At 36.1% G+C, this 10,593-nt stretch carries 10 protein-coding genes; 6 read left to right on the top strand and 4 right to left on the bottom strand.

Annotated elements, in window-relative coordinates; translation table 11 throughout:
• Positions 1-188 precede the first annotated feature (188 nt).
• Genes B5G32_RS14380 through B5G32_RS06375 form a run of 4 tightly spaced genes read left to right on the top strand, consistent with a single transcriptional unit; the run spans position 189 to position 3,140 of the window.
• Positions 189-716, top strand: coding sequence for a DUF6431 domain-containing protein (locus B5G32_RS14380; RefSeq protein ID WP_479684586.1), 528 nt, complete (start codon positions 189-191; stop codon positions 714-716).
• A gap of 58 nt (positions 717-774) precedes the next feature.
• Positions 775-2,016: a DDE-type integrase/transposase/recombinase gene (locus B5G32_RS06385; RefSeq protein WP_087936182.1), complete on the top strand. Its 1,242-nt coding sequence runs from the start codon at positions 775-777 to the stop codon at positions 2,014-2,016.
• Position 2,017: 1 nt separating this feature from the next.
• On the top strand, positions 2,018-2,821 hold the full coding sequence (locus B5G32_RS06380) for an ExeA family protein (RefSeq protein ID WP_087305619.1): 804 nt from the start codon (positions 2,018-2,020) through the stop codon (positions 2,819-2,821).
• Complete coding sequence (locus B5G32_RS06375; RefSeq protein WP_087936181.1) at positions 2,802-3,140, top strand: hypothetical protein; 339 nt, start codon at positions 2,802-2,804, stop codon at positions 3,138-3,140. Before B5G32_RS06380 ends, B5G32_RS06375 begins: the two co-directional genes overlap by 20 nt.
• Positions 3,141-3,271: 131 nt before the next feature.
• Here B5G32_RS06375 and B5G32_RS06370 read toward each other — a convergent pair whose 3' ends face one another.
• Complete coding sequence (locus B5G32_RS06370) at positions 3,272-4,096, bottom strand: MobA/MobL family protein (RefSeq protein ID WP_239386213.1); 825 nt, start codon at positions 4,094-4,096, stop codon at positions 3,272-3,274.
• Between the two features lie 470 nt (positions 4,097-4,566).
• Positions 4,567-4,800, bottom strand: coding sequence for a helix-turn-helix domain-containing protein (locus B5G32_RS06365; RefSeq protein ID WP_022432315.1), 234 nt, complete (start codon positions 4,798-4,800; stop codon positions 4,567-4,569).
• 175 nt (positions 4,801-4,975) lie between these two features.
• Here B5G32_RS06365 and B5G32_RS06360 point away from each other — a divergent pair, with 175 nt between their 5' ends.
• Together B5G32_RS06360 and B5G32_RS06355 are read left to right on the top strand one after the other, a co-directional pair.
• Entirely contained in the window at positions 4,976-5,593 is a 618-nt protein-coding gene (locus B5G32_RS06360) for a helix-turn-helix domain-containing protein (RefSeq protein WP_087936180.1), read from the top strand.
• 83 nt (positions 5,594-5,676) lie between these two features.
• Positions 5,677-6,975, top strand: a complete 1,299-nt coding sequence (locus tag B5G32_RS06355) for a tyrosine-type recombinase/integrase (RefSeq protein WP_087936179.1) — start codon at positions 5,677-5,679, stop codon at positions 6,973-6,975.
• A 371-nt stretch (positions 6,976-7,346) separates the two neighbouring features.
• On the opposite strand, the gene B5G32_RS06350 is transcribed toward B5G32_RS06355, so the two are convergent.
• Positions 7,347-8,432 (bottom strand): 6-phosphofructokinase, encoded by a 1,086-nt coding sequence (locus tag B5G32_RS06350; protein ID WP_087297990.1) that lies wholly within the window; start codon positions 8,430-8,432, stop codon positions 7,347-7,349.
• 4 nt (positions 8,433-8,436) lie between these two features.
• Positions 8,437-10,491, bottom strand: a complete 2,055-nt coding sequence (gene ppk1, locus B5G32_RS06345; RefSeq protein ID WP_087936178.1) for a polyphosphate kinase 1 — start codon at positions 10,489-10,491, stop codon at positions 8,437-8,439.
• Between the last annotated feature and the right edge of the window lie 102 nt (positions 10,492-10,593).

Genomic DNA, 10,593 nt, shown 5'->3' with positions numbered 1-10,593 from the left:
CCAAATTAAATAAAAAGAAAAATAAAGAAAATAGTCAAAATAAAAGAAAAAGTCTTATCAAAGTGAATGAATAAGAAATAATCACTTTAAATGATAAGACTATTTTAGTATGATAATAGCTGGAAAGGAAAAGGATAAAGCCTCTCACACCAATGCTAGCCTTTATCCTCTGTTCATAGAACACTTATATGATAACCTATTACTCAGACACATTCAATCAAAACTTTTCTAAAATGCAAACATTTTATAATGAATGTCTTGAAGATCTTAATATCGCTTCTCTAGAATGTTCATGTCATCACAAAGGACATCTTATCAAGCATGGCTTTTATACGCGTAAAATAAAAACACCAGATGGCATCATTCCCCTTAAAATCCAAAGATTCAAATGTAAGCATTGTAATCATACACATGCATTTTTACTATCTATCATTATTCCTTATAGTCAAATTCTATTTCATGACACTCTATCCATTATTCGCTCAAATACTATGCAGGATTTAAATCAGCTTATGATTGAAAATCCAAATATAGATGAATCCAATATTTCCTACATAAAGAAACAGTATACGATGCATTGGAAACAAAGACTACTATCTGAAAATATTCAATTAGATAGTTCTTTGGTTTTTCAGTGCTTTTTTCATTTTAAAAGACAGTTTATGCAAATTAAATGCACACCAAATATTCTATATAATCTTACCCACATAGCCTAACTTTCGAATACCTTAAACTTCATATACAATGGCAGCTGTATAAGGAGGAACAAGGCAAATGAACGCAAAAAAATCAACAGATATCGCTTTATTTCGATATGGAATCATAGCCCCGCTGGTCACTGGGACAATTGATGATAATTTATCCAAGTCAGCATTTTTTAATCAGGCAGCTTCCAGGGTATATGAGCATCCAAATGGTGAGGACTATAAGATAAGTGCATATACGATTGCAAGATGGTATCGAGCATATATGAAAAATGGCTTTGATGGATTGAAGCCACAGTCAAGAAGTGACAAGGCGACATATAGAAAGGTAGATGAGGATATCATGACTCAAATATCCTATTTAATTAAGGAATATCCTAGGCTACCCGCAACACTCGTTTATCAAAAGCTAAAAGATAATGGTACCATCAGGTCAAAAGAAATATCCCTATCCACTGTCAATAGAGTCGTCAATCGACTCAAAAAAGAAGATACACCTACAAGAAACAGGGATATGCGAAGATATGAAAGAAAACATATCAATGAAGTCTGGTGTGGGGATTCGAGTGTAGGACCATACCTCAAAATTGATGGAAAAAAAGAGCGAACATATATTATCGCATTAATAGATGATGCCTCAAGATATATCGTTGGCATAGATATATTCTTAAATGATAATTACATAAATCTGATGAGTGTCATTAAAAGTGCGGTAAAAAAGCATGGAAAACCAAAGATATTTAACTTCGACAATGGTGCAAATTACAGATGCAATCAAATGACATTATTAGCAGCACGAATGGGAACAGTTATCAATTACTGTGCCGTAAGGACACCTACATCAAAAGCCAAGATAGAAAGATGGTTTAAAACGATGAAGGAACAATGGATGTCAGGACTTCATATGAATGATTATAAGAGTCTTGATGAATTGAGGGAATCATTAATGCAGTATGTACAACGATATAATCAAACCATCCACAGGTCCTTGAACAAAAAGACACCACAGGATAGATTCTTTGAAGAATCATCACTCATCCAAAGATATGATGATGAAAAGATAGACAAAATATTCCTTATAGAAAAAGAGAGAAAAGTATCTAACGATAACGTCATCATGATAGATCAAAAAGAATATGAGGTCAATTACAGATATGCAGGACAGAAACTGCTTTTAAGATATTCACCAGATTTATCTAAAATTTATATCGTCGATAAGGAAACAGGTGAACTGGAAGAAATACATCTGCTTGACAAACAGGCAAATGCAACTGTTAAACGAAATAAAATAAAATTTACGGAGGAAAAATAACATGAACTATACCAGCAGATATGGACTGGAATTCAATCCATTCATCAAGAATTCAAAAGATGTCCTAGTAGAAACAAATGATTATAAGGAACTGATATTCAGATTGAACTATCTTGTACAGACAAAAGGATTTGGTGTCTTAACTGGAGGGCCAGGTCGAGGCAAAACAACCATGATAAGGCATTGGGTCAAGAGTCTTAATCAATCAGCATATAAAGTTATCTATATACCCATGTCAACATTAACAGTGATGGAATTCTATAGACAGCTGGCAGAAGCATTGGGACTGGAAGCATATCATCGAAAAAGCGATAATTTCAAGGCCATTCAAAAAGCCATAGAAAGATATACCATCGAAAAAAGAATGACACTGATTATCATTCTCGATGAAGCAAACTATTTAAGAAATGGAATACTTAACGATTTAAAAATACTCTTTAATTTTGAAATGGATTCAAGTGATCAGGCAGTCGTTCTGTTAGCAGGACTGCCGCAGCTCAATAATACGTTTAATCTGGCGATACACGAGCCATTAAAACAGAGAATAGTCATGAACTATCATATAGAAAATCTTAACAAAGAGGAATCACGAAAATATATTCAGGAGAAGCTTAAAGGAGCTGGATGCCATCAACAGGTATTTGAAGCAAGTGCCATAGAGGCAATTATAAATGCATCAAATGGTGTACCACGATTGATCAATCAATTGTGCAATAAAAGTCTATTGGCAGGCAATAATAGAAATCAGAATATCATAGATACAGATACTGTCATGATGGCCTTTAATGATAATGAGTTGGGATAAGAAAATGGATTATATATATAAAAATAAAGATGAGGTCAAATGTGTTGGTACAATCAGGAGCATGGAAACGTTCGCTTATTATTCATTTGATATCGTCATTGATAATCGAAGTGAATGGTGTCGTTTAATAGAGAATGAGCTTGACTGGGAAATATGTTTCGTTATGAGAGATATGACAATAGGGCTTGCCCACCCAACGGATATATTCTGGAATACAGAGGCAATATACGAGGTGTTCGAAGATTTAGATATAAGTCTTAGAATTGCATATGGAATTAAATCGGTGTTTGAAAACTATAACAAAAAAAGTGCATCCTAGATGCATTTTTTAGTTATCTCACGTAGCAAATAATATGAATAGCCAGGACAATTTAATTTGAATATTATAGTTATCTCACCTTGTATCCTAACCAAATAAATTGAAGAACTATTTATCATTTAATTTGGCATTCAACAGGATAACCGGATACGCTCCGTAATCCATTTCTGCTTTATCTGCCGTATCTCATCCTCCGGCACTTGGCTGACTAAGGCTCGGTCTACTTCGTGATTCCACTGCATACGCACCTCATTATCTTCTTTTATCTGTTCCGCTTTGGGATTATTCTTACCGATTTTCTTGGTAGCAAGATACAATCCGTTTCTATCGAATACATGGAGCTTGTCTTTATCATCTTCTATCAGAAGATTGATAAGGTCGGTATAGAAGCGTTTTGCCTCGTCCAGATAATGCTCCTGCTTGAACAGCTTGTTCTTGGCGGTAAATAAGGTTCGCTCATAAACTTCGCCCTTCTTGACAATCTTACAGCCTTTGCGGACATTCCCGCTATCATCCAGTATCTCTTTCTTGGTGCGTACATGCTTACCTTGTTCGTTGTAGAACATATTGCGTGTGGCAATCTTTTCTATGGGTTCCGGTAACAGTTCCCTTTCGGAAAAGATGAGATGGATATGATAGTTGGTCTTGCGTTTGTTATGGTGCAGGGCTGATACACATTCCACACCATATTTTTCCTTAAAGCGGTTGGTAAACATCTGTAACAGCTTGTCGGGGTTATATAGGTCGGGGAAGGATTCCGGCAGGGCTATAATCAGTTCCCTTGCCTCGATACATTTCCCTTCCGTACCGCTTTTTTGAAATTCCTGCTGATTAAATCTGGCAAGCTCCGTCCAGTAGTGTCGGTCTGTGGTTTCATAAACCGCATACAGATTTTCCTGCTTGGCGTGATTGGATATATAAGTAATCCTGCCACGGACATTGTGGAGCTTGCTCATCTGAATAAATGAATTTCTTTCGATAGTGCTTCCTCCTCTCGTAAATGTTACTTAGGGAAAGAGGTGGAAGGATTATATAAGTGAGTGGACACTTAGTGTGTCCAAAGGATGTTGCACATCCTCGTACGAACACAATGCCGTGTCCGGCATTATCTCAAATGCGACAGCATTTGTATAAGTCACGCAGGCGTGACTTTGCTCCCTGCAAGGGCGAAATACCCAGAGTACAAATCGGAGATTTGTGCGAAGGGTGTATTTCGCTCTCAAACGCCGAGGGCTTGCAAAAGAATTGCACTAAAAGGTCTGTACCACTCACTTCAATATGAAATTGTCCTGTAAAATTCCTGCTCCTTTCCCGTAAGTTTTGGTTGATACCAGAGGAAGCACATGATATAATCTATTTGCGTGTAGGTATATCATGGCTTCGGTCTGATACATACCAAAGGGTGGTTTCGTAGGAAGCCACCCTTTTAAGTTACAGCAGTTTTTCTGCTAACTGCTCTGACAGTATTCTTATCCCTTAAGTCCCTGCCCTCGTTGGCTTCCATGAACTGCTCCAGTATATCAGTCTTTATCAGAACCTTTCGTCCTACCTGAAGTACCGGGAGCTTCTTCCACTTTACCAAATCTCGGAGCGTATTTCTTCCGATACCGGTATAGTCGGCTGCTTCCTCAATGGATAAGGCAATTTTCATTTCTGTCATTAAATCACCTCCTTGCAAATTGCATTATGCAATTTCCGAACTAAGCCTACTATAAACCTTTTATATCTTCTTGTCAAGCGTTACGAAATTCTAAAAATAATTATTAACTTGCATATTGCAATTACAAAAGATGTGTGTTATAGTAGTACCATACCGAAAAAGGAGGCGTATTAAGATGAAAGATAAAGAATTACGCAAGCTAATCGGTAGCAGGGCAAAACAGCGAAGATTGGAATTAGGATTGAAACAGCCTTATGTAGCTGAAAAGATGGGAGTGACAGCTTCCACCATTCAGAGATATGAAGCCGGAACAATCGACAATACCAAGAAGCTGGTGCTGGATGGACTTTCAGAAGCACTTCATGTATCTGTGGAATGGCTCAAAGGCGAAACAGAGGAATACGAAACAGACATTACGGATAAAAGGGAATTACAGATTCGTGATGCAATGAGCAGTATTTTAAACCGTTTACCCTTTGACCTTAATAATGAGGAAGCTGACTTCTCGAAAGACCTACTGCTACTGATATTACAGGAGTATGAGTTGTTTATGGATTCGTTCCAGTTTGCCTGCAAGAACTTCAAGGGCAACACGGAGAATGCAGACATAGCAGCCACCATAGGTTTTGAATCGAATAAGGAATACAACGAAATCATGTTTCTTAGGGAGATTACCCACACAGTCAATGCCTTTAATGACATGGCAGATGTGATAAGGCTCTATTCCAAGAAACCGGAAACAGCCACACAGAGGCTTGCAAATCTTTTATCGGAAGATTCCGAATCGGTATAGTTAGACAACCGGAGTTATGATATACTTACACGCAAGAAGCATTTCATCAGTTCCGATTGTCGATATCGAAAGGAGAAACGATTATGGCAAAAGGTTCTGTAAGGAAAAAAGGCAAGAAATGGTATTACCGCTATTATGTGGAGGATGCCAGTGGTAACTTGGTTCAGAAGGAATGCGTAGGAACAGAAAGTAAGTCGGAAACGGAAAAACTGCTCCGTAAGGCTATGGAAGAATACGAAAGTAAGAAAATCGTAGCCAAAACGGAGAACATCGCACTGGGAGAGCTTCTGGATGTGTGGGTGGATAAGGAATTAAAAGTCAGTTCCCTTAGTAATAACACTGTAACCCTTTATCTCGGGGTGGTGAAGATTATTAAGAGACACCCTTTAAGCAAAAGAAAGCTTCGGACAGTCACAAGTGAACACATGCAGGAATTTATGGATTATTTAAGCTTCGGTGGAACGGCTCCCGATGGTACGGAAGCAAAACCATTAAGCATAGACCGTATCCATTCATTTTCAGCAGTGTTACAGAGGGCTTTCCGGTATGCGGTGTTTCCAAAGCAGTATATCAGTTTCAACCCTATGCAGTATGTAGTAATCAGAAGACCGACGCAGGAAGTGGATTTGTTCGCTACCGAAGATGAAGATTTTTCGCAGGAAAAGACCATTACCCACCAGCAGTACAATGAAATCATAGCTTATCTTATCAAAAAGAAAAGCTCCTCACTGCTGGCAGTGCAGATAGCATATTATGCAGGTCTGCGAATTGGGGAAGTGACTGGATTATCCTGGGATGACATCAACCTTGAAGAACAGTATCTGACGGTGCGTAGGAGCTTAAGCCGGAACAATGCAAGGCATAAGCTGGAGTTAGGACCTACCAAGCGTAAAAAGGTCAGAATCGTGGATTTTGGCGATACTCTTGCTGAAATCTTACGAAAGGCGAAAAAGGAACAGCACAAGCAACGCTTTCAGTACGGACAGCTTTATCAGAGGAATTACTACAAGGAAGTCAGAGAAAAGAACAGAGTTTACTACGAACTGTATTCATTGGACGGAACGCAGGAAGTGCCGGAGGACTACACAGAGATTTCGCTGGTGTGTGTCAGACAGGACGGAATGTACTTAGGAAGGGAAGCGCTGGACTGGATGTGCAGGTCAATCAGAAAGCACCTGAAAGGATTTGAAAACTTCCACTTCCACTCATTAAGACACACTTACACAAGCAATCTGTTAGCAAACGGAGCACCACCGAAGGATGTGCAGGAACTCTTGGGACACTCGGCAGTAAGTACCACAATGAATATTTACGCCCATGCTACAAGGGAAGCCAAGAAGAATTCAGCAAGGCTTCTTGATAAGGTAGTAGGGAACGATTAAAACGAAAACAACACTTTTTCCCTTATAGATTCCTCACAAGGGAAAAAATAAGGGAAAAGTGCAAATTACATAGATGCTGATGGGCGGGAAAGCCCGTAAATACTGGAAAGTTGAGAAAATACACGAGCAATTTTGAATTTAGTCTTGTAAATTCATTACAATCTATAAAAAAATGAAATTCACTTGAAGTTCATTATATACACAAACACAAAAATTAAAAATATAAATTATGCCATTTCCAAGATTAAGTTCTACTTATCAATATTTTTTAAGTAGAACTTAGTCTTAAAAAAAGTGGAATTTACTTTTCAAATTAAGTATTTTTAAATTAAAAATCAGACTCATTAAATAAGTCTGATTCTTAATGATCTTCACTTTGACAAAGTCATCTCATCACCAAAAGAAATTCCCATCAGTTTGGCATTTTTGACAGTATCACCTTGTACATCAACATATTTTAATTTTCCAGCAGTTTCTTCTAATGGAATAGCATCAAGACGATGATTGACAAAAACAACCAGTTTTCCAAAATCCTTATTCATAATCAGTTTGGCACCTTCAATACCAAATAATGTTGATATTTCTCGATCATATGCACAAGGCTGTCCACCGCGTTGAGCATGTCCGGCACAAGATACACGTATTTCTTTATCAATATAATGTGATAACTTATTGGCGATTTCATAAACAACAGAATGTCCTTCTCGCGTTGCGACTTTCAATTTATAATGTTTCTTTGAAAGCAGTGATTCTTCTTTAGAAATAGCCCCTTCTGCACAGGCAATCACAATATGTTTTTTTCCTGCTTTCACTTTCTTTTCAATCTCTCCCGCAACAACTTCGATATCATAAGGAATTTCAGGTAATAGGATAATATCAGCACCAGCGGCAATCCCAGCTGATAAGCAGATATGTCCAACTTTATGTCCCATGATTTCCACAACAAACACACGGCTATGACTGGCAGCAGTTGTTTGAATTTCATCTAAATATCTTGTTGCGATGTCAATAGCTGACTGAAAACCAAATGTATAATCTGTTCCCCATGTATCATTATCAATGGTTTTAGGCAACCCAATAACATTCAACCCTTCCTGTGATAACAGATTGGCAGTTTTTAATGATCCATTACCACCAAGAATGGCTAAACAGTCTAATTTTAATTTTTGATATGTTTTTTTCATAGCAGCCACTTTATCAAAACCATTTTCAATCACACGCATTTTTTTAAATGGACATCTTGAAGTCCCTAAAATAGTACCACCAAGATTCAATATATCTTCAAAATCTTCAGGTTTCATAATGCGATAGTTTTCATACATAAGACCTTTATACCCATCTAAAAAACCAATAATTTCAATATCTTTTTTCTGTTGATAAAGTGTTTTAGCCAGTCCACGCATTGTCGCATTTAAAGCCTGACAATCACCACCACTTGTTAAAATACCCACTCTCACAATATCATGACTCCTTTACATCAATTCCTTTTTTAAAAAAGTATTCCTGACTATTCATTGCAGTCTGTTTATTTTTAATATGTTTATAACTTCCATCTCCCAATAATTCACAAGCTTTCACATTATCATTCAACATAGTATTAAACATTGAACAAATGATATTTTGAATCTTTTTATCGAAAATAGGTGTCGCAACTTCAACACGGCTTTCTAGATTTCTTGTCATTAAATCAGCTGAAGAAATATAAACTTTTTTGTCTTCGCCAGTTCCAAAAATATAAATACGTGAATGTTCCAGATAACGTCCTACAATAGAAATCACACGGATATTATCAGTATAACCTTCAACATGAGGAATAATACAACAAATTCCTCTGACAATCATATCAATCTTAACACCAGCCTGACTGGCTTCAATTAACTTATTAATCATTGTTTTGGATGTCACAGAATTACATTTAAATCCAACATAAGCTTCTTTACCTTCTTTAGCTAATGCAATTTGTTCATCAATATATTCACAGATTTTTGACAACATACAGTGTGGTGCCACCATCAAATGCTCTGTATGTGACATGGTTTCCCCTAAACTTAAATGATTAAAGACATCATTAATTTCTTCACCTAATTCATGATGATGTGTCATTAAAGATAAATCTGTATAAAGTTTAGCGGTATTTTCATTATAGTTTCCTGTTCCAATTTGTGAAACATATTGAACACCTTGACTATTTTTATAAGTAATCAGACATAGTTTTGAATGAACTTTATAACCATCCAATCCATAGATCACACGACATCCAGCAGCTTCTAGACGTTTTGACCAGTCAATATTATTTTCTTCATCAAAACGCGCTCTTAATTCCACCAAAACAACGACTTCTTTTCCATTATCAGCTGCTCTAATCAAAGATTTAACAATCTTAGAATTTTTAGCGACACGATACAATGTCATCTTGATACTTGCAACATGTGGATCACGGCTGGCTTCATCTAATAGTCTTAAAAATGGTGACATAGATTCAAAAGGATACGCAAGTAAAATATCTTTTTTACTAATCTGTTTAATCATAGGCACAGCATTTTCAACCATTGGACTATTTCTTGGCTCTAATTTCTTATAAAATAACTGTGGATGTAACATACGTAAATGATCTCTTAATGTCCCAATAAAACCTAAATCTAAAGGAGCCTGTGATAAAAAAACCTGATTTTTCTTTAAATTCAAGAAGTTCATCAACATCATAATCTCCAAATCTTCCAATCCTTCTGAAATTTCCAAACGAATTGGACATAATTTACGACGTTGTTTAATCAAAGTTTCCATCATTTCACGATAATCATCATGTCCTTCCAAAGAATGATCATCTTCATCAATATCTGCACTTCTTGTCACACGAATAAAACCTTTATTTTTAATCGTATATTTACTAAAGACTTTAGATACAAAATGTAAAATAATATCTTCTACTAAAATAAACTGACCTTGCATACTTGGGACTGCCAACATTCTTTCATCAATAGCGTTACCACAAGAGACAATCCCCATTTTACGTTTTCCTTTTTTAGATTCTAACTGAACAATAATATATAATTCCTTGTTATTTAAAAAAGGAAATGGCTGTCTTTTAGATACAACCTGTGGTGAAATCAAAGGTAAGATTTCTGAATCAAAATAGTTTTCAAAATATTTACGATCCTCTTTATTCTTTAATTGATGATATTTGACAATACCCCAACCATATTCTTTTAAATCATCCATAATACGTGTATAGATACGATCTTTTTTACGATTTAAAAAACCAACTCTTGTTAAACAGGCTTTTAATTGTTCTTCTCCTGTCATTTGTGTTTTATTATCTTTAGAAGATGGGTAAAATAACATTTGATCATATAATGTTCCAATGCGCACCATAAAAAATTCATCCATATTGGATTGAAAGATAGATACAAAGTTTAACTGTTCTCCTAAAGGTACTTTTTTATCCTTTGCCTGCATTAAAACACGGTCGTTGAATTTTAACCATGATAATTCTCTATTTTCTCTACAACCTCTCATAATTTCCTCCTTATATATGTTAATAAAAAAATAATATGTCTTATTCATATAATCAAGCTTATTTATCTTATCTACAAAAACTTTAGGTTTTCTTTACATTGA

This window comes from Massilimicrobiota sp. An80, assembly GCF_002159255.1.
Lineage (GTDB): Bacteria > Bacillota_I > Bacilli_A > Erysipelotrichales > Coprobacillaceae > Allocoprobacillus > Allocoprobacillus merdigallinarum.
This window is presented reverse-complemented; position numbering and strand designations above follow the sequence as displayed.

Excerpts from the sequence above, each read along its gene's own strand:
- B5G32_RS06355 (WP_087936179.1), top strand. The coding sequence starts at position 5,677 with ATGGCAAAAGGTTCTGTAAGGAAAAAAGGCAAGAAATGGTATTACCGC.
- B5G32_RS06365 (WP_022432315.1), bottom strand. The coding sequence starts at position 4,800 with ATGACAGAAATGAAAATTGCCTTATCCATTGAGGAAGCAGCCGACTAT.
- B5G32_RS06380 (WP_087305619.1), top strand. The coding sequence starts at position 2,018 with ATGAACTATACCAGCAGATATGGACTGGAATTCAATCCATTCATCAAG.
- B5G32_RS06385 (WP_087936182.1), top strand. The coding sequence starts at position 775 with ATGAACGCAAAAAAATCAACAGATATCGCTTTATTTCGATATGGAATC.
- B5G32_RS06375 (WP_087936181.1), top strand. The coding sequence starts at position 2,802 with ATGATAATGAGTTGGGATAAGAAAATGGATTATATATATAAAAATAAA.
- B5G32_RS06360 (WP_087936180.1), top strand. The coding sequence starts at position 4,976 with ATGAAAGATAAAGAATTACGCAAGCTAATCGGTAGCAGGGCAAAACAG.
- B5G32_RS14380 (WP_479684586.1), top strand. The coding sequence starts at position 189 with ATGATAACCTATTACTCAGACACATTCAATCAAAACTTTTCTAAAATG.
- ppk1 (WP_087936178.1), bottom strand. The coding sequence starts at position 10,491 with ATGAGAGGTTGTAGAGAAAATAGAGAATTATCATGGTTAAAATTCAAC.
- B5G32_RS06370 (WP_239386213.1), bottom strand. The coding sequence starts at position 4,096 with ATGAGCAAGCTCCACAATGTCCGTGGCAGGATTACTTATATATCCAAT.